At 35.0% G+C, this 21,884-nt stretch carries 21 protein-coding genes; 7 read left to right on the top strand and 14 right to left on the bottom strand.

Features of this window, described 5'->3' with window-relative positions; genetic code table 11:
* From B0A68_RS05330 to B0A68_RS05270, 14 genes are all read right to left on the bottom strand, one after another.
* Positions 1 to 195 (bottom strand): hypothetical protein (locus B0A68_RS05330; protein ID WP_133072203.1); only part of this gene is annotated, 195 nt, incomplete at its 3' end.
* 62 nt (positions 196 to 257) lie between these two features.
* On the bottom strand, positions 258 to 887 hold the full coding sequence (locus B0A68_RS05325; protein WP_035689912.1) for a hypothetical protein: 630 nt from the start codon (positions 885 to 887) through the stop codon (positions 258 to 260).
* Between the two features lie 87 nt (positions 888 to 974).
* On the bottom strand, positions 975 to 1,433 hold the full coding sequence (locus B0A68_RS05320; RefSeq protein WP_123947479.1) for a hypothetical protein: 459 nt from the start codon (positions 1,431 to 1,433) through the stop codon (positions 975 to 977).
* A 426-nt stretch (positions 1,434 to 1,859) separates the two neighbouring features.
* Positions 1,860 to 2,474, bottom strand: a complete 615-nt coding sequence (locus tag B0A68_RS05315; RefSeq protein WP_123947478.1) for a hypothetical protein — start codon at positions 2,472 to 2,474, stop codon at positions 1,860 to 1,862.
* Between the two features lie 5 nt (positions 2,475 to 2,479).
* A complete protein-coding gene (locus B0A68_RS24755; protein WP_262486771.1) occupies positions 2,480 to 2,614 on the bottom strand; it encodes a hypothetical protein in 135 nt (44 codons plus the stop codon).
* Between the two features lie 32 nt (positions 2,615 to 2,646).
* Positions 2,647 to 3,282 carry a hypothetical protein gene (locus tag B0A68_RS05310; RefSeq protein ID WP_035689908.1) on the bottom strand — a complete coding sequence of 212 codons (636 nt, stop codon included), beginning with the start codon at positions 3,280 to 3,282 and terminating at the stop codon, positions 2,647 to 2,649.
* Between the two features lie 4 nt (positions 3,283 to 3,286).
* Entirely contained in the window at positions 3,287 to 4,105 is an 819-nt protein-coding gene (locus B0A68_RS05305) for a hypothetical protein (protein ID WP_035689907.1), read from the bottom strand.
* 9 nt (positions 4,106 to 4,114) lie between these two features.
* Positions 4,115 to 5,158 (bottom strand): DUF4280 domain-containing protein, encoded by a 1,044-nt coding sequence (locus tag B0A68_RS05300; RefSeq protein ID WP_035689906.1) that lies wholly within the window; start codon positions 5,156 to 5,158, stop codon positions 4,115 to 4,117.
* Positions 5,137 to 5,919 carry a hypothetical protein gene (locus B0A68_RS05295; protein WP_035689905.1) on the bottom strand — a complete coding sequence of 261 codons (783 nt, stop codon included), beginning with the start codon at positions 5,917 to 5,919 and terminating at the stop codon, positions 5,137 to 5,139. Before B0A68_RS05295 ends, B0A68_RS05300 begins: the two co-directional genes overlap by 22 nt.
* Positions 5,920 to 5,925: 6 nt before the next feature.
* Complete coding sequence (locus B0A68_RS05290) at positions 5,926 to 8,211, bottom strand: phospholipase effector Tle1 domain-containing protein (RefSeq protein ID WP_035689903.1); 2,286 nt, start codon at positions 8,209 to 8,211, stop codon at positions 5,926 to 5,928.
* 2 nt (positions 8,212 to 8,213) lie between these two features.
* Positions 8,214 to 9,557, bottom strand: coding sequence for a DUF2931 family protein (locus B0A68_RS05285; protein WP_089069689.1), 1,344 nt, complete (start codon positions 9,555 to 9,557; stop codon positions 8,214 to 8,216).
* 133 nt (positions 9,558 to 9,690) lie between these two features.
* Positions 9,691 to 11,028 carry a DUF2931 family protein gene (locus B0A68_RS05280; RefSeq protein ID WP_089069688.1) on the bottom strand — a complete coding sequence of 446 codons (1,338 nt, stop codon included), beginning with the start codon at positions 11,026 to 11,028 and terminating at the stop codon, positions 9,691 to 9,693.
* Positions 11,029 to 11,161: 133 nt separating this feature from the next.
* Complete coding sequence (locus B0A68_RS05275) at positions 11,162 to 12,499, bottom strand: DUF2931 family protein (protein WP_089069687.1); 1,338 nt, start codon at positions 12,497 to 12,499, stop codon at positions 11,162 to 11,164.
* Positions 12,500 to 12,666: 167 nt separating this feature from the next.
* Positions 12,667 to 14,457, bottom strand: a complete 1,791-nt coding sequence (locus B0A68_RS05270) for a type VI secretion system Vgr family protein (RefSeq protein WP_084679213.1) — start codon at positions 14,455 to 14,457, stop codon at positions 12,667 to 12,669.
* Positions 14,458 to 14,880: 423 nt separating this feature from the next.
* Between B0A68_RS05270 and B0A68_RS05265 the strand changes: the two genes are divergently transcribed.
* The 7 genes from B0A68_RS05265 to B0A68_RS05235 all read left to right on the top strand — a co-directional run bounded on the left by B0A68_RS05265 (position 14,881) and on the right by B0A68_RS05235 (position 21,767).
* On the top strand, positions 14,881 to 16,188 hold the full coding sequence (locus B0A68_RS05265; protein WP_035689818.1) for an epoxide hydrolase family protein: 1,308 nt from the start codon (positions 14,881 to 14,883) through the stop codon (positions 16,186 to 16,188).
* Positions 16,189 to 16,214: 26 nt separating this feature from the next.
* The gene (locus tag B0A68_RS05260; RefSeq protein ID WP_035689817.1) at positions 16,215 to 16,628 is read left to right on the top strand and encodes a cupin domain-containing protein; all 414 of its coding nucleotides are present in this window, start codon (positions 16,215 to 16,217) and stop codon (positions 16,626 to 16,628) included.
* A 561-nt stretch (positions 16,629 to 17,189) separates the two neighbouring features.
* A complete protein-coding gene (locus B0A68_RS05255) occupies positions 17,190 to 18,176 on the top strand; it encodes an alpha/beta fold hydrolase (RefSeq protein ID WP_051892954.1) in 987 nt (328 codons plus the stop codon).
* 112 nt (positions 18,177 to 18,288) lie between these two features.
* The gene (locus B0A68_RS05250) at positions 18,289 to 18,699 is read left to right on the top strand and encodes an organic hydroperoxide resistance protein (RefSeq protein WP_035689815.1); all 411 of its coding nucleotides are present in this window, start codon (positions 18,289 to 18,291) and stop codon (positions 18,697 to 18,699) included.
* Positions 18,700 to 18,801: 102 nt separating this feature from the next.
* A complete protein-coding gene (locus B0A68_RS05245) occupies positions 18,802 to 19,536 on the top strand; it encodes a DUF1223 domain-containing protein (protein WP_240475339.1) in 735 nt (244 codons plus the stop codon).
* A gap of 466 nt (positions 19,537 to 20,002) precedes the next feature.
* Positions 20,003 to 21,019 (top strand): sensor histidine kinase, encoded by a 1,017-nt coding sequence (locus B0A68_RS05240; RefSeq protein WP_035689813.1) that lies wholly within the window; start codon positions 20,003 to 20,005, stop codon positions 21,017 to 21,019.
* Positions 21,000 to 21,767 (top strand): LytR/AlgR family response regulator transcription factor, encoded by a 768-nt coding sequence (locus tag B0A68_RS05235; protein WP_035689812.1) that lies wholly within the window; start codon positions 21,000 to 21,002, stop codon positions 21,765 to 21,767. The genes B0A68_RS05240 and B0A68_RS05235 overlap by 20 nt, the downstream gene beginning before the upstream one ends.
* Positions 21,768 to 21,884: the final 117 nt, after the last annotated feature.

Here is a 21,884-nt window from a genome sequence, read left to right as displayed (position 1 = left end):
GTTGCTCTCTGCCTCTTTGATTCCTGAAATTCTTTCGTCGTAAATTTCCTGACCATTATCTATACTAATATCTTTAAATGCTATTTTTTTACTCTTTAGCTTATCAAAACTAAATTTTTCTAAATCTTGATATATAATAAAATTAGAGAAAAGTAATATTAGAAAAACACTTAGGAAGATCTTTGATTTTTTCATAATGTAACAACTTTTGCTTGTCCATGCCTAGAGCCATTTGTAATCATTATCTCTTGATATAATTAAAATCTATAGCTATCAGGAACACATATTCTCCTTGTTGAATCAATTCTACACTTTATAGAATTTTTCGAATTATAAATGAACTTTTTATCTTTGAATTCAAAGTATTGTATGGAATCTATAACATTACTTAATATAAATAATTTCCCTTTATTTATACCAAGACTCGTAGCGACACCAGAATCCCATCCAGTAAAAGGAATGTATAGTTTGTTATCAGAGAATAATATAATCAAATTAAAGGTATTAGAATTTAAATTAAGTCCGTTTGATGTGCCTAACTTTAACCAATAAAAAGCCACTTCTTTGTTCTTAAACGACTCCATATTCAACAAATAATAATTATAGTTTATACAATTCTTGCTTAATCCATCGTTGATTATATACTTCTTGTTTTCAAATAAAATATAAGTACCATTTTTAATATCCTTTTGTGTTAGTACTAATGTGGCTTTGCTGTTGATTTTTACTTTAACGTTATCCTTAGTGAATATCTCATTATATTTACAAATTTTAGAATTAATTGGTGTTGAAATTAAATCATCAAGTCCATCATCAAGACATCTCCAATGTTCTTGGAAGTTAAACGGAAAAATAAATAGTAGTGATGCAAATAAGTATTTAATCATGATTTCAGGATTTTTTTTTATTTAGTTTATCAATATCTGCTTGTAGACGTGTGTCAATAGAAAGATGACTATATTTGGATTAAAATATTATAAACAAAATTTAAAAAACCAGCTTGATTTACTTTTATCAACTATAGAATACCATTCATTACTTATGCCATGAGTATCTTCATACTCAGTTTGTCCTTTTGTTGGTAAAACAAATATAAATTTGTCTCTATTATTTACTAATGAATCTTTCTTAATGGTATAGAGACTTATTCTATTTTTCCTGACACCCCAATCTAAATAATCTAATTCGCCATCATTATCAAAATCTGCAAAAACTCTTTGATCATCAAATCCATTATAAAAAAGCCATGAACCGATTACTTTATCTTCGTCCATCTTGATTAGAATATAGCTAAAGATACCTCCATCCATGTTAAAATTTCTATTTTCTAACCCTATCAAAATAAAATCATTTTCACCAAAATGTGAATAACTTACTGTTCTGAAATAAAGATAGGGATCCCTCTCAATAATAGTATTATGCTCTTTATTCAATAGAGAATCTATGCTGATTTTGACATTATTAATTTCTAAATATTCCGAATGAAAGAGAGTATATATTGGAGGTGTGTATTGATATGTATATAAATAGAAATTATATTTTGTACCAATTCGTTTTTTTATTAATGAAATAGAATCATTATTTACTACTGACTGGGTTTCTCCTTCGTGATAAAATTCAATATCCTCCTTTTCAATAAATAAATCGGTTAATTTATTTAATAAATTTTCTGGGGATCTAAAATCAATGTATTTGTTTTTTGATGCAATATTTTTTTTTGTAATTCTCCATGTGAAACAAAAAAAATCACAAAAATTATTAACAATATTTTATTCATAGAATTTACTTATTTTTTCTCTTTTTTTATATTTTCAGCAGTTTTGTTAAAATAGAATAATAAGAATGCTGAGCAATGTTTATTAATTTAAAGTTTCACCTGAACAAGTTTTATCATTTAAGTTTTTTATTGTAAATTTTTTAAATTTTAATATTTTGTTCACTTCATAATCTTCAAAATAATCTATATCTTTTTTAACAATGGGTGATTTTTTTATTTCAATTAAAATACCCAACTCATACCATATGTATGGACCATTGTAATCCTCATAATGTGGATAGATGTATAAGTATTCATTATTATTAGTTCTAAAAAACAATAATGATTCATAATATAAAATATTCTTGAAACAGTGAAGCAATTGTTTCCCAATAAACACCTTATCATCTATAAAATACAATTTTAGTTTTAATTTGTTTTTAAAAAAAAGAGTGTCTAATGGAAAATATTTCATTGTTGTTATGCCATCAATAACTTTTTTTTTATTTGCAAGTGATTTGTTGGAAGTTGTAGAATATTTAATTATAACTTTTTTTTCTTGTGCAAAAAAGTTAAAATGTACAAGCATTAAAATAATTAAAAGCAATTTATTTTTTTTCGAACCAGATTTTAATAAACGAATGTCTTCTATATTTTGTTCCAACAATTTCCCAATAATGATCTTTTTGGCTACAAACCGTGCCCTATACTTTTCCATCTTTTCTAAATTTTTTCATTTTTTGAAGCCTGATCACTGATGTATAAATTATTATCTAATCCTATTTTTCCTAGATTTAAAACCTCATTTGTATAAAAATATCCATTTGGTTTCGATAAAGCATATATTTCTAAAGTCACATTTTGAAACCTAGTAAATTCTAAATCTTTAATTAAAATCTATAGCTATCAGGAACACATATTCTCCTTGTTGAATCAATTCTACACTTTATAGAATTTTTCGAATTATAAATGAACTTTTTATTTTTGTACTCAAAGTATTGTATTGAATCTATATCATTAGTTAATACGAATAATTTTCCTTTATTTATACCAATACTCGTAGCACCACCCTCTCCAGAATCCCATTCAGTAAAAGGAATGTATAGTTTGTTTTTAGAAAATAATATAATCAAATTAAAGGTTTTAGAATTTAAATTAAGCCCGTTTGATGTACTTAACTCTAATAAATAAAAAGTTCCTTCTTTGTTCTTAAACGATTCCATTCCCAGTACATAATAATTGTAGTTTATACCATTTTTGCTCAATTTGTCGTTGATTATATATTTCTTTTTTGCAAATAATATATAATTACCATTTTTAATATCCCTTTGTGTTAGTACTAATGTCGCTTTGTTATCGATTTTTACTTTAACATTATCCTTAGTTAATATCTGATTGTATTTACAAATTTTGGTATTAATTGGTGTTGAAATTAAATCATAAAGTCCTTCATCAAGACATCTCCAATGTTCTTGGAAGTTAAACGGAAAAATAAATAGTAGTGATACAAATAAGTATTTAATCATGATTTCAGGATTTTTTTTTATTTAATTTATCAATGTCTGCTTGTAGACGTGTGTCTATAAAAAGATGACTACGTTTGGATTTCCCATCTTTTCTTAATACCTTATCCTTACCATGTTTTTTGACTTGAAAATTGTATGATTCATCAGCCTTGGTAAGTTTTTCTCCTTTTGCGATTTCCTGTTTAAAAAAGTAATTACGTTTTCCCAACCATTGTGTTGCATTGGGAGTGGGGTCAGTAGTGATGCCTCTTTTTTGATCAATTATAGCCTTAATGACAATATCTGCATTTTTTAACTTATTAAGATCATTTAAATTAATTCGGGCGTTAGCAAAATCATCATAATTCTCATAACCTGTTTTACCTGAAAAAAATACACTTTTACCTTTATATTTAGAGTCGGACAATGAACAATATGTACCTTCCTCTGAAAATCCTTTACCATGATATCCCCATTTCTTCATGTTTTCAATTGTATGGGCATACTCGGTTGCAAATTCTCCTCTACCTTCTCCAAAGATCCAATGCGCTCTGTCCAACATTTGCTCATTATTTAATTTATACTTTTCAGTAAAATAAATAATCTTATCGTCAGAGACGGTTTTTCCTTTTTCAATCTCTGAAAATGAAGCTTGATCAGTGATATAAACATTGTTATCAGTTCCTATTTTTCCTAGATATACACCTTCTTTAGTATAAAAATATCCTTTTGGTTTCGATGCAGCATATATCTCCAAAGTCACATTTTTAAATCTTGTATCTCCATTTATACTCTTGAATCGTAAAACTCTGCCTGTAAAATCTTCCTCTCTAAATCCGTCCATAATTTTTATTTAGTATCCCCAAAATCCTTTTTTCTTCTCAGCCTTTAATTTCTCCATTTTGTCATGACAATCATCCTGAAATTTTTTCCATTCAGATCGTGTGTAATCTTTTCCGTCGCGGGTAATATAAATTTCAGTTTCCCTTTCTTTTTCTCTTTGTAACTGTAAATCGGTCTTGTATTTTGGTTTATTGTCTACATCCTCAATTAGAACCATTTCTTTCAATTCAACATAACCATCGGCATCCACATTACCTGTAAGCGTTATTTCTTTTTGTCCTGGTTTTGCATCGTACCCATTCTTATCGTCAATAATTATTGTTAAAGTTTCTCCTTCCTGAAAATTTTTAGTTTTAGCCAATACACTAATTTCCTTTCTCACTTTGGTTCTCTGTATTTCATTTTCCATTTCTTCACACATCCATTTTGCACTCAGAATTCTTTTATTATTGAATATTTTATCTGTAAGCGGAATATCTTCGGGCTCGCTGCGCTGTCCGCAATCGGTTATCTTTATATCCACACCGCCGTAATTACACTTTATGGTACTTTTAAGAAGGAGTGGAAATTGTTCCTGAACCTTTGAGGTTCCTACATTCTTCCAATTTCCTAACTGCATTACCGAGGCGCAGGGGCTGGAGCTTTGCGGGCTTTTTTTGCAATTGCCCATGAAGATGAGACTTTTCATATCTTTCTCTTTTACAGTAGCTGTTTTTTTGTCCTGTGTGGTTGGGGTGTCAAAATTTACTTTTAATTTTCCGGCTGGGTTTGTACAAAGACTGCATTGCAGTTTGGCGCCGTCGATAACCATTTTTAAATCATCTGAAGCTTTTTCTTCCTTTTCATCTTTTTTTGCTGCTTCTTTTTTGCGATTAATACCCTGCGAAAATTCATATTTTATATTTTGTTCTGCTATGTGTTCATTTAACGAATCGATATTTTCGCGAATATCAAAAATATATGCTTCTCTTTTTTCGCGCTCCATACGTTCCCGAAACATTTTATCATAATCGGGCATGCTTAATCCTTCCTTTAAATCTTTGAACCAACCCATAATACATTGTAATTTATGTTACACTTTTCGCTTTCTATTTTTAAATTCCCTTCAAGTAATTGATTTTCTTTTTTATACATCCAGATTCCTTCATATTGATTTATACCGGCATCTACGGCGTTGTTGTTTGCATTTGAGGCATCACTTTTTTTTGCTGTAATGAGCAGTAAAGAACTCTTGTTATTTATCTTAATTTCTTCTGTTATTTCTACACTATCAAAATCCAGCAGTATTTGATTTCTTTTTATTGTTGTGTGATCATATTTTCCAAATAATCCATGAAAAAACAAACCATACATAGCAGGCGTTTTTAGATAATAAATTGTTTTTTCTTCATTGGCTAAAACGACTGTATTATCATTCAAAAAATCTTCAAATTCATAACCTGTATGGTCTTTTCGGAGATCTTTTTTTGTTTCTTCCCATTCATTCTGCATTTGGTTAAGGTTGTAGATTTTTACAATTTCACCTTTTTCATCTGTTCCCATCAAAACATTTCTATAGGCATAAATATCTTTTTTGAGCAATCGCTCATGTGCAGTATTTTGACTGAATGTTACCTTTTCTATAAAAACATCAAAAACAAAAATGTCTTTTATCTTACCCATAAATTTTATTTGTACATCGCGGGTGCAGGATTTATCAATACCCTTTTTTCTATTTGAAAAATCAATGGTGGTGGTTTTGAATCTATAAGTCTGATTGTCTTTTAAAACTGGATTTAAAAGAAACTCTTCTGTAAAGCTGCTTGATAGTGTCATACAAAATTATTTTTTTGGATATTCAACTCTTATATCACTGCTGGCCTGATCCATTCCTAACCAATCACGATTGGCAGACCAATGAAAATACTTGTTCCTTAATATTCGCAGTAAAGCCTGAGCATCATGATCTATTTCAGGTTCAGGTTGCTGTTCATCCTCAACAGGATCTTTATAGTCTTTTTCCCATGCGTATACTGGCGGTGATTTTGTCTCTTCATCCGGAGCATAATATTTTCCTTGTTCCCGTACTACTGCGCGCTTTTCAAGGTATTCTTTCCATTCTTTTTCTACAATGCGCTGCCGCTCATTGGCATAAGCCTGATCTTTTTCATAATCTATATTTGGTTTATTTGATGGGATATTATCTTTTGCCGTTTCGTGCTGTTCGTAGAAATTAGCATTCTTCGACTTTTTTATAGCCAGAAGTTCGGTATCACTGGCAAACTCCCACTCTCTGTTGTCTTCAAAAACGTGCTTTTTTAGATAGGCTTTGGCCTGAACGAGAACAGGCAGATTTGAAATGGAGTAATTATCTAGTACACTATCAGGCATGAAATTCTCCTCAATAAGTGGTCTAAAATATTCTTCCATAAAATGCAGCGGAATAAAACTGTATTCCTTCCGCATATTGCGATTACTTGTTAGAGCCTCATAATTGGCCTGCCTAATTGCATAAGCGCTCGCAAAATAACGGTTTACCGAAAATAATTCTATGACCTTAAGAGGGTAGTGCCATGGTGTTATTGTAATTTTTATCTGCTCATCAGTAAACCAATAATTATCGATCAGTTTTTGTCTTATATTTTTTAGTTCACCGCTTGGTGTAAGAGCGGTCTTAGCTGTTAAAAAGGCGGTAGTTTCTATTTCGTCAATGATCTCAGGTTCGCTCATATATGCCCCGCCTATATCGCAGTGTACTCCCGGGAAGTTTTTTTCTACCAAACGATCACTGCCGTCCTCGTTTTTTTTGGCATATTTTTTATCTACCCTTGTGAGTGCAAAATTTTCGCGGTGTTCGTCTTTGGCAGTAAAATGCACTATTTGCTGCACCGTACCCATATTTTGCAGGTTGAGTTCAGCTTCGTCATCTTCAAAATAAGAATTTTTTAGATGTATTATCCCTTTCGTTTTAACCCAATCGCCACCCAATTCGCCTATTTCACCATAAGACGACACGGTATCATAAATACCTAAAAAACGCACTATAATTTTTATTTCCTCCAGATCTTCGGGATCTTTTACAATATCTTTTGTTAATAAACTAATACCCAAATGCCCAAATCGAGGCATGTATCCATTTGTAATATGCGGGGTATCTACCTGTTTTCCGTCACGATCATGATATATCGGAATTGTAGTAGTATGTTTTATTGTATCTACTTTAAAATCTAACTGTCTTGTATCGATTCCTTTAAGCCCTTCTGTTTGCTGCGATGGTTTTCTTTGTAATGGGCTTTTCTGGTTTTTATTTACGGCTTTACCTAAAGGTTCATTATACTCATATTCTCCGACTCTTGTTGCGGCATATACGCCGTTATTATGATTTATCTCGGCAACAAAATTGCGTGCCGATGCAGCGCCGCGGCTAAAACCAAAAACATCGACTGTAATCTCGGTCAGTGTTTTAAGCTTATTTGTTTCATTTGTCTTTTGCTTTCCTATTTTATCCGCCAGTTTTTCGCAAGCCTCCCTTACCCTGGCTCGAATGCCGGATTTGCTGCCGGCCCCAAACGCAAAACCATCCTGATCATCTTTATCTAATTTTGTAGTACCCATGCCCTCAACATATATTTTGTACTCTTCACCACAGCAGGTCCACATTCTGGCTACATTGGTGTAGTCGTTGCTGTAGCTGTTATCTGTACCCTGTTTGTCCAGAAAGTCTCTGCTTGAAGCTACTAGGTAGACATCTTCCTTATCATAACCTTCCAGTTCTTTTTGCTGGGCCTCGGTTCTGTTTTCGATGCCTAATAATTCTTCAATCCTTTTTAGATCCTTTGCTTTCCGTTCTTTCTTGTCGTTCTCTAATTTTTCGTATTCATTGGGGTTCTTTATTTTTTCTGGATTCCGTAATTTCTTGTATCTCTCGGCGTCGCTATCTTCAATTTGTTTGTTTGTTAAGTTCCAGTCCGGATTATCCAATCCGCCTCTGGCGTGTTGGGTTCTGGAGTTAGTATTGTACATATTGTTTAATGTACCATCTATAAACACACCAAAATTGAGGTGTAATTCGTCTCTTTCAATAACGTCTTCGTTGAAGCCTGTATTATATACAAATGATTTTCCCATAATTATTTTCGCACTTTAAAAACTTCTACTACATTACCTATATTAATCATTATATTGTTATTATTCACCTTAAGAGTTACTGTTATAAAATCGTTTGGGATATTTACTCTAAATTCTATTTCAGCCTGTAATTCTTTGTTTTCTTTATATATTTCCTTGAAAGCATCAAAAATTAACTTTTCATCAAACTTTATGTAGCCGCTATACTGTTCTCCTTTTTTATCTTTCCAATCAAATGCAAGAGTTTTAGGAATTGCTCTTTTTTTATAATCATCATTAATTAATCGCTCATGAAACAAATCTTCTCGCTCTCCGTTGAAACCCGTAAATTGAAAATCTCCTATTTCACCTTCATTTTGTATTAAAAACGTAGGTTTCCAACTGTATTTTTCTCGATAAGTATCCCATAACCCATAAGGAATTGGTTTGTTTTTATTGGCTTTTTGCACTTCTGGAGGTACTATACCTGGATTATTCATCTTTTTGTCACGATATGACTGTTGAAAAAATAATTTATCCGGATACTCCAGACTCCTGATTTCTTCCTCGCTTATCACTGTCTTTTTACCTTTATAACGCCCTATTTCTACTTGGGTTCCCTGTCCGTAAACCCAAATTACCACCACACCTCCCGGTGCATACCCTACAATAATTGTATCGTAGGTTTCATGTCTAATTTTTCCGCTAGCGCCTTTCCAATCGCAGCCTTCCTTAAACAGGCGCAACATCTTGTCATAATCTACCGGGCAGTCTATGGTGTAAAAAGTATCTTCGGCATACGACAGCCAGGTAACATGAAGCCTCTCGGGCAGTGCTTTTCCTCTGCTGGACATTCCTGCCCCCAAAGCTCCCCAGCCATGTTTTCCTGATGAGGTGCCGTGATGGCTCAGTCCTGCGTAACCTCCGCCTTTTAGTTCAAGACCTCCTCTGTAAACTTCTACTGGGTAACCGAGCGGTGCATTGTTGTTTTCTTCCCATTCAAATAATTCTAAATTCATAGCTTCTATTCTTTTTTCTTGTTGGTAGCTGTAATTGGCATAAGTAGTATTAGCATGTATATAAATAAGGCTCGAAAGTGATAAAACAGCCGAGCAGATATATAAATTACGGTTTGTTTTTTTAAGCAGCAGTGCGGCTATTGCAATAAGTGCGTACATTATGGGCATTGCTATTAGTGATAAAATGATACAAATGGTTTTTTCGGTCAGGCTGAAATAATAGAATGAAATACTTCCGGACATGTCCCGATACAGCAGGTAGGCAATGTTTAAAAAGCCAATTGTTAATACTGCCAAAAGTATTTTGTAATAAAAGCTCTTTTCTTTTTTAGGTTCTTTTGTTACCATGGGTTATAACATTTAAAACTGCCCCTATTGTTTAATGTACCATCAATGAATATCCCAAAATTGAGCTGTAAATTTTCAGTTTCAATAAGGTCTTCGCTGGAACCTGTATTGTATACGAATGATTTTCCCATGATTATTCTCTTATTTTAAATACTCTAACTTTGTTTCCTAAATTTACCATTACCTCTTTGTCTTTTACTTTAAGGGTTACCGTTACAAAATCATTCGGGATATTGGTCCTAAATTCCAGTTCGGCCTGAACTTCTTTATTGTCGTGGTATATTTCCTTGAAAGCATCAAAAATTAACTTCTCGTCAAATACAATATACCCGCTGTAACGCTGTCCCTCTTTATCTTTCCAGCTAAAGGCTGCTTCTTTTGGTATGGCTCTTTTTTTATAATCAATCGCTCGTTCATGAAAAAAATCTTCTTGCTCTCCATTAAAACCATTAAAACCAAAATCTCCTATTTCACCTTCGTTTTGTATTACAAACGTAGGTTTCCAACTGTATTTTTCTCGATAAGTATCCCACAAACCATAAGGGATCGGTTTGTTTTTATTGGCTTTACGTACTTCATCGGGTACAATAGCATTATCATTCATCGTATCATCCCGATATTTTTGTTGAAAAAGTACTTTATCCGGATAGTCGAGACTCCTGATTTCTTCCTGGCTTATCACTGTCTTTTTACCTTGATAACGCCCTATTTCTAATTGGGTTCCCTGTCCGTAAACCCAAATTACCACCACACCTCCCGGTGCATACCCTACAATAATTGTATCGTAGGTTTCATGTCTAATTTTTCCGCTAGCGCCTTTCCAATCGCAGCCTTCCTTAAACAGGCGTAACATCTTGTCATAATCTACCGGGCAGTCTATGGTGTAAAAAGTATCTTCGGCATACGACAGCCAGGTAACATGAAGCCTCTCGGGCAGTGCTTTTCCTCTGCTCGACATTCCTGCGCCCAATGATCCCCAGCCTTCAGTTCCAAAAGTGGTTCCATGATGCGCCAGTCCTGCGTAACCTCCGCCTTTTAGTTCAAGACCTCCTCTGTAAACTTCTACAGGGTAACCCAGCGGGGCATTGTTGTTTTCTTCCCATTCAAATAATTCTAAATTCATAGCTTCTATTCTTTTTTCTTGTTGGTAGCTGTAATTGGCATAAGTGGTGTTGGCATGTATATAAATAAGGCTCGAAAGTGATAAAACAGCCGAGCAGATATATAAATTGCGGTTTGTTTTTTTTAGCAGCAGTGCGGCTATTGCAATAAGTGCGTACATTATGGGCATTGCTATTAGTGATAAAATGATACAAATGGTTTTTTCGGTCAGACTGAAATAATAGAATGAAATACTTCCGGACATGTCCCGATACAGCAGGTAAGCAATGTTTAAAAAGCCAATTGTTAATACTGCTAAAAGTATTTTGTAATAAAAGCTCTTTTCTTTTTTAGGTTCTTCTGTTACCATGGGTTATAACATTTAAAACTGCCCCTATTGTTTAATGTACCATCAATGAATATCCCAAAATTGAGCTGTAAATTTTCAGTTTCAATAAGGTCTTCGCTGGAACCTGTATTATATACGAATGATTTTCCCATGATTATTCTCTTATTTTAAATACTCTAACTTTGTTTCCTAAATTTACCATTACCTCTTTGTCCTTTACTTTAAGGGTTACCGTTACAAAATCATTCGGGATATTGGTCCTAAATTCCAGTTCGGCCTGAACTTCTTTATTGTCGTGGTATATTTCCTTGAAAGCATCAAAAATTAACTTCTCGTCAAATACAATATACCCGCTGTAACGCTGTCCCTCTTTATCTTTCCAGCTAAAGGCTGCTTCTTTTGGAATGGCTCTTTTTTTATAATCAATCGCTCGTTCATGAAAAAAATCTTCTTGCTCTCCATTAAAACCATTAAAACCAAAATCTTCTATTTCGCCTTCGTTTTGTATTACAAACGTAGGTTTCCAACTGTATTTTTCTCGATAAGTATCCCACAAACCATAAGGGATCGGTTTGTTTTTATTGGCTTTTTGCACTTCTGGAGGTACTATACCCGGATTATTCATAGTATTGTCACGATATGATTGTTGAAAAAATAATTTATCCGGATACTCCAGACTCCTGATTTCTTCCTCGCTTATCACTGTCTTTTTACCTTTATAACGCCCTATTTCTACTTGGGTTCCCTGCCCGTAAACCCAAATTACGACTACACCTCCCGGTGCATACCCTACAATAATTGTATCGTAGGTTTCATGTCTAATGTCTCCTCCTGCATCTTTCCAGTCACAGCCTTCCTTAAACAGGCGTAACATCTTGTCATAATCTACTGCGCAGTCTATGGTGTAAAAAGTATCTTCAGCATACGACAGCCAGGTAACATGAAGCCTCTCGGGCAGCGCTTTTCCTCTGCTGGACATTCCTGCGCCCAATGATCCCCAGCCTTCAGTTCCAAAAGTGGTTCCATGATGCGCCAGTCCTGCGTAACCTCCGCCTTTTAGTTCAAGACCTCCTCTGTAAACTTCTACTGGGTAACCGAGCGGTGCATTGTTGTTTTCTTCCCATTCAAATAATTCTAAATTCATAGCTTCTATTCTTTTTTCTTGTTGGTAGCTGTAATTGGCATAAGTGGTGTTGGCATGTATATAAATAAGGCTCGAAAGTGATAAAACAGCCGAGCAGATATATAAATTGCGGTTTGTTTTTTTAAGCAGCAGTGCGGCTATTGTAATAAGTGCGTACATTATGGGCATTGCTATTAGTGATAAAATGATACAAATGGTTTTTTCGGTCAGGCTGAAATAATAGAATGAGATACTGCCGGACATGTCCCGATACAGCAGGTAGGCAATGTTTAAAAAGCCAATTGTTAATACTGCCAAAAGTATTTTGTAATAAAAGCTCTTTTCTTTTTTAGGTTCTTTTGTTACCATGGGTTATAACATTTAAAACTGCACCTATTGTTTAATGTACCATCGATGGATATCCCAAAATTGAGGTGTAATTCGTCTCTTTCAACAAGCTCTTCGCTGGAACCTGTATTGTATACGAATGATTTTCCCATGATTATTCTCTTATTTTAAATACTCTAAGAAATAGTTTATCCCTTATTAACCTTAGCATCTATTTTGCCTAGTAATTTAGAAACTCCCGTGCTTTGTATTGTGATATCGCCGCCTGTTGCTTTATGAGTTGTGGTGGAAGTTGTTTCTTTTAAATCACCGCCAATATCTACCGTTTTATTTTCATCTATATTTTGTTTGTATTCTTGTGCTTGGAGGCTAATTTTATTGGAGACCGTCGTTTTTTTATCTTTTCCGATGTCAGTAGTTTGGTTTTCGCCAACCTGAGTAATCATATTTTTACCGACATTAATGGTCAAATCTTCTCCAACATCAAACGTCATGTTTTTGGGCGCAGTTACAAATGTATTTTCGTTGCCGTCCATAAAATATTTGTTACCGCTTGGGTCTTCAATTAAAAGGCTTCTTTCATTATCATTAAAAATAATTTTTATTCCGGAGCGTGTGCGTATTGCTTTAATGTCATTTTTCGGACTATAATATCCAGAAGATTCTTTCCCGTTATAATTCGCTCCCAAAACATAGGGATTCTGAGCATTACCGCCTTCAAAACCAACGAGTACTTCTTCGCCAATTTCCGGAATAAAATAAAAACCTTTTCCTAATCCGCTGTGGGGCTGAATCATCCTGATCCACTGGGTTGATTTGGTTCCTTCTCCCCAGAAGAAATCAACCCTTACACGTCCGAGACCTTTGGGATCGTTGTTGTCTTTTATTTTAGCAGGCTGGTTTTCTGCTTTTGCAAAAGCATGAACGTCAGTATAATGCGGTGCAGAAACATCGGCAGGAATGGCTTTGAATTCGCAGGAATAATTGCCGTGCACCTGTGACTGGTGGATCACTTCTATACAAACCAGGTGGTGTTCTACAGTTTGATTGACAATAGTAAAAGTCTGTCCTAATCCTAAAGGAAAATAAGATACTCCGCTGTAGTATACGCTGTTGGCATCGCTTCCTGCAGTCTGCAGTGTAACCATTTCTTCTATTTCGTCCTTGTCCTGCGCATTATTGGTATACATGGCAAGGCTTATTTCTGGCTGGGTGACGATTCCCTGATTGTAGCCGACATTTAGCGCAAAACTGTCTTTACTGCCACTCGAAGTTCGCTCAGCTGAATTTCGGATATTCACGGCATTGTTATAATCATAACCTCCCAGCGAAATTTTATGCGCAGCCATATTGACTTCGATCTTAAAACTGTGCAGCGAGGCCCCGTTGATGAGTTTTATATTAGAAGCTTTAGTTTGTCCGTACTGCATGCGCATCCCGTCAAAATAAAACCACTGTGCGTAGCGGGCAGACAGTCTTTTAAGAAAATTAAAATTAGTTTCGTTATACTGCGCCATATAATTGAATTCCTTCATGTAGGTGGATCTTATAGCTTCCCTCTGGTAAAACTCTGTCGGGCCTTCTGATAAAATATCCAGAACAATATGATCCATTCCTCTTTCCAGATAGGTTCTGGATTTTGGTCTGTCGTCCAGAACAATAGAGTGGCTTATACCGCTTACGTGCAGATTTACCGCACTTCCGTTTAAATCAGCTGAAATTAATTTGGTTATGATGCCTTTGCTCATTAGTTTAATACCAGTCAAACTTTTGAAGGTAAAAATGACTTCGCTTCCGTTAAAACTTCTTATGGCTTTGGCCTGATCTTCGGGTTTTATAACGGCTTTTCCCGTATACTGCCAGAAAAATGAAAAATGGTGATGATCCGCCATTTTTTGTGACAGTTTTAAATCATAATAAACGATATTTTGAGTAAAACCTTCGATAGTAATGTGTACTTGTTCTGAAAAATGGCTCATAATTTTGATGTGTTTTTTAGTAAATAGTATTACAGCTTTGACGTTAGCGGTTGTCGCTGATTTTGATAGGGTAGTGAAATTATGGCGTCGATTTTTAATGAATAACCTCTGTAGGTTTTAAAAACAATACAATAGGGTTGTTTTTTATATGTATTCTACGTTTAATCTTTAAATACAAATTTCCTTTGAAACCAAGTATCCTAGCCCTGATAGAAGCGATATCCTTTTTCTTGCTTCTTTAGCAAGGAAAAGATATAGCGTATAGCAGGAAACAGCTCCTAGATAAAAAAACACACTTCAGCCTCTGTCCACTTCACCACCCAATCTGTCCATTCCAACTATTTTCTGATTTCGTAAGAAGGGTTATCGAAATACTTTTGACGAAGAAATTATCGATAACAAATAATTTAAATCAGAAAAAAAATGAAAACACTTGATAGAAATAAACACTCCTTTATAAAAACCATAGCAATGGGAACTTTTATGCTGCTGGCTTCGGCTAATTTTGCTCAGAATAGAGATAAACCATCTAAAACCGATTCGAATTTAATTCGTCCGTATCAGATCAGCGTTTCAGAAGAGGCGATTAAAGATCTTAGAAATCGTGTTAATGCAACAAGATGGCCGGAAAAAGAAACTGTTGCAGATCAGTCACAAGGAGTAAAACTAAATCAGATTCAGAGTCTGGTAAAATATTGGGGAACCGATTACGATTGGCATAAAACAGAAGCTAAACTAAATAAGCTGCCACAATTTGTGACCAATATCGACGGATTGGATATTCAGTTCATTCACATCAAATCAAAACACAAAAATGCTTTACCGTTAATTATCACTCACGGATGGCCGGGCTCTTTCTTTGAACTTTTGAAAGTAATTGGTCCGCTTACAGATCCGACCGCTTACGGAGGAAAAGCCGAAGACGCTTTTGATCTTGTGATCCCGTCAATGCCGGGTTACGGTTTTTCTGAAAAACCAGCAGGGACAGGCTGGGGACCAGAGAAAATCGGAAATGCATGGGATGTTTTAATGAAACGTTTGGGGTACAAACAGTATGTTTCTCAAGGCGGCGACTGGGGTTCTGTAATTGCAGATGCCATGGCGCGTCAGGCTCCGGAAGGTTTATTGGGAATCCATGTTAATATGCCGGCAACTGTTCCTGCTGATGTTGCCAAAGCTTTAAAAGACGGCGATCCGGCTCCTGCAGGATTATCGGTTAAGGAAAACGCAGCTTTTAATTCTCTGAATAAATTGTACACAAAAGGCGGAGGTTACGCCGGAATGATGGTAACACGTCCGCAGACTTTAGGTTATGGTCTTACAGATTCTCCGGTTGGTCTGGCTTCGTTTTTCTTGGATAAATTCAACGAATGGACGTATAGCGGCGGAGATGCAGAAAAATCGCTTACCAAAGACGAAATGCTGGATGATATTACATTGTACTGGCTGACGAACACGGCAAATTCTTCTGCACAATTGTATTGGGAAAACAACACCAACAACTTTAATGCGGTAGAGCAAAGAACTTCTGAAATTAAAATTCCGGTTGCGATCACAGTATTTCCGGGAGAAATTTATCAGGCGCCAAAAAGCTGGGCCGAAAAAGCATACCAAAACCTGTCTTATTACAATGAGGTGAACAAAGGCGGTCATTTTGCTTCGTGGGAAGAACCACAGCTTTTTACTATCGAACTCCGCGCTGCTTTTAAAGGTTTAAGAGGTAAACACTAATTTTTTTAATCCTAACACAAAAAATCATGAAAATTAATAAACAGAAAACATGGGTTGCCGCGATAATCATCCTTTTAGGTATAATTGCTTTTTTGATTCCGAATCAAATTGCTGCACAAACAGGTATAAAACGCACTGATTTACAAAAACACGATCTAAGTATCCCCGGACGTGAAACTATACAATCTCGAATAGATTTTGAAGGTCATTCGGCATTTGGGAAACATTTTCATCCGGGAGAAGAGATTATATACGTACTGGAAGGTTCATTAGAATACGAAATAGAAGGGCAGGCACCAGTAACATTAAAGGCGGGAGAAGTACTTTTTATTCCGGCTGGCGTTGTGCATTCAGCTAAAAATAATACGAATATAAAAGCCTCAGAACTGGCAACTTATATTGTGGAGAAAGGAAAACCTGTATTGGTTATGGAAAAGTAGTTTCAGATTTTAAGTTTTAGGTTTTAGGTTTTAAGTTCAAAGCGATCGTTTAACCGCAAGGTTCGCAAAGTTTTTTGCTCTTGATTTCTGTTGAAAAACGCTAAGAACGCAAAGCTTTGTCAATAAAAACTTGCGAACCTTGTGTAAACCTCTGCGCACTTTGCGGTTATATTGGTTATGAAAAAGTAGTTTCAAGTTTCAGGTTTCAGGTTGAAAAGCGATCGTTTAACCGCAAGGTTCGCAAAGTTTTTGCTCTTGACTTCTGTTGAAAAATGCTAAGAACGCAAAGCTTTGTCAATAAAAACTTTGCGAACCTTGCGTAAACCTCTGCGCTCTTTGCGGTTATATTGGTTATGAAAAAGTAGTTTCAGGTTTCAGGTTCAAAAGCGATCGTTTAACCGCAAGGTTCGCAAAGTTTTTTGCTCTTGATTTCTGTTGAAGAACGCTAAGAACGCAAAGCTTTGTAAATTAAAACTTTGAGAACCTTGCGTAAACCTCTGCGCCTTTGCGGTTATATTTCACAACACACAACACACATCTCACATCTCAAAAAATAATAATATGAAAACACTATCAAATATTTTAATCGTCATTCTCTTTGTGAATACGGTTTTTACTAATGCACAAATTGCGAAGCAAAATACGATTTCGGTAAACAGCTCGCTTGGTACTTTAAAACAGATTAATGCAGGATTATTAAACGTTGGTTATACCGAAGCCGGCTCTGCAAATGGTCCGGCAGTAATTTTACTCCACGGATGGCCGTACGATATTCACAGTTACAATGAAGTGGTTCCGATTTTAGTTTCAAAAGGATATCACGTTTTTACGCCTTATTTACGCGGATTCGGAACTACGACCTTTCTTTCTGTAAAGACTTTTAGAAATGGTCAGCAGGCGGCTTTAGCAAGTGATATCATTGCTTTTATGGATGCGCTGAAAATCGACAAGGCCGTAGTAGGCGGTTTCGACTGGGGTGCGAGAACGGCTGTTGTAGCAGCTGTGCTCTGGCCGGAACGTGTAAAAGGTTTGGTATCGGGAAGCGGTTATTTGGTAGTGAATCTGGAAGCAAACTTAAAACCGCTTCCGCCAACGGCTGAATTAGGATGGTGGTATCAGTATTATTTTGCAACCGAAAGAGGAAAATTAGGGTATACCCAAAACACGTATGATTTTAATAAACTAATCTGGAAAATCGCCTCGCCATTGTGGAATTTCGATAAAGCAACCTACGATCAAACAGCTCAGTCATTCAACAATCCGGATCATGCGGCGATTGTAATTCACAATTACAGATGGAGGCAATCTCTGGAAGCGGGAGAAGTGAAATACGATAATCTGGAAAAACGTTTGGCATCAAGACCAGCAATTACGGTTCCAACGATTACAATTGGCAGTGATTTTGACGGCGCTTTCGCGGATGGAAAAGCGTATGCCGACAAATTCACAGGAAAATATGAACACCGAATTTTAAAAGGAATTGGGCACAATGTACCGCAGGAAGATCCAAAATCATTTGCGCAGGCAATAATTGATGTCGCTAAATAATGGTGAATTGTAAATGGTGAATGGTTAATTACTTTGACTGCTTACTTTACATTTCGCAAAAAAACAACATAAATCATATAAAAATTAACAACTCACAATTCACAATTAAAACATGGAAACAAAAATCTTATACACAGGAAAAACACACACCACGGGTGGAAGAAAAGGAGCATCTAAAAGCTCAGATGAACAATTGAATATTAAATTAAGCGCTCCGGGATCTGGAAGACCGGGAACCAATCCAGAACAGTTATTTGCTGCAGGATGGTCGGCTTGTTTTATTGGCGCACTCGGAATCGCAGCTTCAAAAAACGGAATCAAACTTCCTGCAGGTACTGCGGTAGACGCTGAAGTTGATTTATGCGCAGCAGATGGCGAATATTCACTGCAGGCAAGACTGAATATAAGTCTGCCCGGTTTGGATCTTGAAACTGCTCAGGAATTAGCTGCTCGGGCACATCAAACGTGTCCGTATTCTAAAATGTCAAGAGGAAATATAAACGTTGAGATTAATATTGTTTAAAAAAAGTTATGGGTTGGTTGTTGTTGGTAGTGTTTTTTTTAGAAAGTTAAATTACAATTATCACTGCCAAGCAACCAACCAGCAACTATCAACAATAAAAAAATGAAAAAACTGATAATGGCAATTACAATCCTGTTCTTAAGCGGAAACAGCATTTTTGGTCAAAACTTAGATAAAAAAGGATTTGCCCTTTTAGAATTATACACTTCAGAAGGCTGTTCGAGCTGTCCGCCCGCAGATGAATTGATGGGAAGAATTCAAAATGAATACAAAGACAGTAACGTTTACGTTTTATCGTATCATGTTGATTACTGGGATAAACAAGGCTGGAAAGATGCTTTCAGCAGTCAGCTGTATACTGCGAGGCAGTACGAATATGCGCAGTTTCTTGGAAAAGAGCCCATTTATACGCCACAGCTTATCATTAACGGAAAAAATGACTTTGTAGGATCACAGGAAACAGTTATTCGAAACGGTATTAAAGCAGCACTTTCCAAACCAGCTTCGATTAGTTTGTCTTTATCGGCAAGTTATACCGTCAATAAATTGGCATTGCGTTATAATGTTGAAGGAAACTCAAAGAACAGCAGTTTAGTAATTGCAGTGGTTCAGAAATCGGCTAAAAGCAATGTCAAAAGAGGAGAGAATGCGCACCGTATTTTATTGCATTATCAAATTGTTCAACAACTGCATAAAATTGATTTGAATAAAGATTCGAAAGGAAATACGGTTTTAGTACCTCCTAGGAATTTTAATCCACAGGATTTTGAAGTAATCGGTTTTGTGCAAAATCAAAAAAACGGACATATTCTTGATGTATCAAAAGTGATTTTTTAATGCATTTGTACATTCAAAAAAATAAAAAAAAGATGCTGGAATAAACGCAAAAAAAGTCTCAAAAATGAGGCTCTTTTGTGTTTTAAAAAATGCCATAATTATCATAAAAAAAGATCACTTTTTTAAAGAAAATAGGAGAGAAGAATGTGTTTTGTTAATTGATTTTTCACGTTGTATGACTTGTAATAATGAAAATAGAAATTTTGCATTTTTATATTTTTTAAATGAAAACACAAAGTAAAAAATGATCATTTTTGCCATAAAAAAGCACGTGACGAAATGTCAGTAAGCTATTTAAGTATATATTTAAGTATTTATAAACCAGTATTTTTATACTTATTATATAAAGTTATTATTTAGTATTTTAATTTTAATTTTTAAAGAGTTAATAATCTGTCTTTTGCGAGTTAGTTACTTTTAAAAAGTTCTATCTTTGACAAAGCAAGATTAAAAAAGTAAGCAGATTATGGAAAAATTTAAACGTTTTGAAGTTTCCCAAAAAGTCATTTGGGGAAGTTCTGTATCGCTGGCAATTCTTGCTTCAATTCCGAAATTATTTGATGCCGTTTCTACACTGCGCGATATTGTAATTAACTCTTCGATTACACTCTTATTTTCCATTTTTATATGGCATTATAATATCTATAGTCTGCCAAAATTTTCATCGCAGCGTGTCGGTAAAAATCTGTTTAACGGAAAATTATTTTTGAGTGTTATTGCCGGTATCGCCATTATGGTTGTTTTGGTAGTGGCGCATCAGGAACTTTTTCAGGCTGCACAAATGGACGCACCGATAATGTTTGAATTGAGAGGGATTTTAATCAATTTGATCGTGTATATGTTTCTGCATCTGCTTTTTCAGAATTACCAGACACAGCAGATGGGAGTAGAGCTGGAGCGTACCAAGGCAGTTAATCTTGGTGCTCAATATGAACTTTTAAAACAGCAGGTAAATCCGCATTTTTTATTCAACAGCCTCAATACTTTAAAATCAATGGTGGATGTGAATGATCCGCAAAGCTCAGATTTTATTCTTAAACTATCTGATTTTTATCGTTTTACGTTAGAAAGCCGAAAAATGGATTTGATTCCGCTTCGCGAAGAAATACAAATTTTAGATTCTTATGTGTATCTGCTAAAAGCCCGTTTTGAAGATGGTTTTGAACTGATATACGAAATCAGTGAAAATCAGTATAATACTGTAATTCCGCCTTTTACACTACAATTATTAATCGAAAACTGTATCAAGCATAATATTGTTTCGCTGGATAAACCGTTGATAATAAATCTGTATTCTGAAAATGAATTCCTGGTAATCGAAAATCAGATTCAGCTGAAAAGAGGAGTATTGTCTACCGGAGTTGGTTTGGATAATATTAATCAGCGTTTTATGCATCTGATTCACAAGGAAATAGGAATTGATAAAGACGAAACTACATTCAAAGTAAAAATACCACTTATTTATGACGATCATAATAATTGAAGACGAAGTAAAAACGGCCAAAGCCCTTGGCCAGCTTATTTTAAGCATTAGACCAGACGCTCAGATTCTATCTTATATTCAGAGTATAGATGGTGCGGTGAGTTATCTTTCTGAAAACGATCAGCCGGATCTTATTTTTATGGATATTCAGCTCGCTGATGGCCAGTGTTTTGAGATTTTTAAAAATGTTGAAGTTTTGTCTCCCGTTATATTTTGCACCGCTTTTGATGATTATGCAATTGAAGCTTTTAAGTCAAACGGAATTGATTATGTATTAAAACCTTTTTCGAGAGAAAGTATTTCGCAGGCTATTAAGAAAGCAGGAGAACTTAAAAATTTCTTTCAACGCAATAAAAAAGCTATGCCTGATTTTGATTATTTATTAACGCGAACTGGCGAAAATAAAGGCAAAAGCAGTTTCCTGGTATTTAAAAATAATAAATACCAAACGGTATTGACAGAAAATATAGCTTTCTTTTATATAAAGAATGAAACCCCGACCATCATGACTTTTGATAAAAACGAATATCAGATAACACAGTCACTAGATGAGGTTCATAAACTCCTATCTCCAATACAGTTCTTTAGAATAAACAGGCAGTATTTGGTTAATTTTTCGGCTGTAAGAGAAGCAGAGCATTATTTCTCGCGTAAGATCATTCTAAAATTAACGGTTCCTACAGAAGAAAAGTTATTGATAGGAAAGGAAAAAACAACTGCCTTTTTAAGCTGGCTCGAAAACAGATAACCGACTAACGCATTGTTTTTGCAATAAGTTAATCGGTCTTTTTATAAGCGATTTTTTCAAAATTCAGGAAACATAAAACAGCTCAAAAAGAACAGTGCTGCTAATATAAAACTGATA

This window comes from Flavobacterium reichenbachii (genome assembly GCF_002217435.1).
Classification (GTDB): Bacteria; Bacteroidota; Bacteroidia; order Flavobacteriales; family Flavobacteriaceae; genus Flavobacterium; species Flavobacterium reichenbachii.
The sequence above is the reverse complement of the archived record's forward strand: the minus strand, read 5'-3'. Positions and strand labels throughout refer to the sequence as shown.

Excerpts from the sequence above, each read along its gene's own strand:
- B0A68_RS05325 (WP_035689912.1), bottom strand. The coding sequence starts at position 887 with ATGATTAAATACTTATTTGCATCACTACTATTTATTTTTCCGTTTAAC.
- B0A68_RS05255 (WP_051892954.1), top strand. The coding sequence starts at position 17,190 with ATGAAAACACTATCAAATATTTTAATCGTCATTCTCTTTGTGAATACG.
- B0A68_RS05270 (WP_084679213.1), bottom strand. The coding sequence starts at position 14,457 with ATGAGCCATTTTTCAGAACAAGTACACATTACTATCGAAGGTTTTACT.
- B0A68_RS05240 (WP_035689813.1), top strand. The coding sequence starts at position 20,003 with ATGGAAAAATTTAAACGTTTTGAAGTTTCCCAAAAAGTCATTTGGGGA.
- B0A68_RS05250 (WP_035689815.1), top strand. The coding sequence starts at position 18,289 with ATGGAAACAAAAATCTTATACACAGGAAAAACACACACCACGGGTGGA.
- B0A68_RS05280 (WP_089069688.1), bottom strand. The coding sequence starts at position 11,028 with ATGGTAACAGAAGAACCTAAAAAAGAAAAGAGCTTTTATTACAAAATA.
- B0A68_RS05310 (WP_035689908.1), bottom strand. The coding sequence starts at position 3,282 with ATGATTAAATACTTATTTGTATCACTACTATTTATTTTTCCGTTTAAC.
- B0A68_RS05305 (WP_035689907.1), bottom strand. The coding sequence starts at position 4,105 with ATGGACGGATTTAGAGAGGAAGATTTTACAGGCAGAGTTTTACGATTC.
- B0A68_RS05265 (WP_035689818.1), top strand. The coding sequence starts at position 14,881 with ATGAAAACACTTGATAGAAATAAACACTCCTTTATAAAAACCATAGCA.
- B0A68_RS05275 (WP_089069687.1), bottom strand. The coding sequence starts at position 12,499 with ATGGTAACAAAAGAACCTAAAAAAGAAAAGAGCTTTTATTACAAAATA.
- B0A68_RS05235 (WP_035689812.1), top strand. The coding sequence starts at position 21,000 with ATGACGATCATAATAATTGAAGACGAAGTAAAAACGGCCAAAGCCCTT.
- B0A68_RS05260 (WP_035689817.1), top strand. The coding sequence starts at position 16,215 with ATGAAAATTAATAAACAGAAAACATGGGTTGCCGCGATAATCATCCTT.
- B0A68_RS05245 (WP_240475339.1), top strand. The coding sequence starts at position 18,802 with ATGAAAAAACTGATAATGGCAATTACAATCCTGTTCTTAAGCGGAAAC.
- B0A68_RS05295 (WP_035689905.1), bottom strand. The coding sequence starts at position 5,919 with ATGACACTATCAAGCAGCTTTACAGAAGAGTTTCTTTTAAATCCAGTT.
- B0A68_RS05315 (WP_123947478.1), bottom strand. The coding sequence starts at position 2,474 with ATGGAAAAGTATAGGGCACGGTTTGTAGCCAAAAAGATCATTATTGGG.
- B0A68_RS05285 (WP_089069689.1), bottom strand. The coding sequence starts at position 9,557 with ATGGTAACAAAAGAACCTAAAAAAGAAAAGAGCTTTTATTACAAAATA.
- B0A68_RS05290 (WP_035689903.1), bottom strand. The coding sequence starts at position 8,211 with ATGGGAAAATCATTTGTATATAATACAGGCTTCAACGAAGACGTTATT.
- B0A68_RS05300 (WP_035689906.1), bottom strand. The coding sequence starts at position 5,158 with ATGGGTTGGTTCAAAGATTTAAAGGAAGGATTAAGCATGCCCGATTAT.